This window comes from Streptomyces graminilatus (assembly GCF_001418565.1).
Taxonomy (GTDB): Bacteria; Actinomycetota; Actinomycetes; order Streptomycetales; family Streptomycetaceae; genus Streptomyces; species Streptomyces graminilatus.
This window is the reverse complement of the sequence record NZ_LIQQ01000407.1, coordinates 14,934-15,287: the sequence shown is the minus strand read 5'-3', so window position 1 is coordinate 15,287 and position 354 is coordinate 14,934. Positions and strand designations below refer to the sequence as shown.

The window sequence follows — 354 nt, the reverse complement described above, 5'->3', positions numbered from 1 at the left end:
GAGATGGGGGGGGGAAGAGATGGGACGGGAAGGCGGCGGGCGGAGGTCCGGCGTCCTCCGCCCGCCGCCGCTCAGTGGCCCGTGGCGGCCGGGCTCCCCGGCACGGTCGCGGGCAGTTCCCTGATCCGGATGTCCCGGAAGGACACCTGGTCGTCGGCTCCGTGGTTCTGGATGCCGATGTGGCCGTCCCGCAGGCTGCGGGCCGGATCGGTGTTGGTGAAATCGTTGATCCGTACGCCGTTGAGCCAGACGCGGAGCCGTTCGCCCTCGACGCGGATCTCGTACGTGTTCCACTCCCCCGGCGGATTCAGCGCGCGGTCGCGCTTGCGCAGGTCGGCCGACTGGAAGCCGTAC

1 protein-coding gene is annotated in these 354 nt (G+C 71.2%); it reads right to left on the bottom strand.

The features are described 5' to 3' along the window. Positions 1–71 precede the first annotated feature (71 nt). On the bottom strand, positions 72–354 hold a 283-nt coding region (locus AOK08_RS47750; protein WP_241827157.1), incomplete at its 5' end, for a 3-keto-disaccharide hydrolase.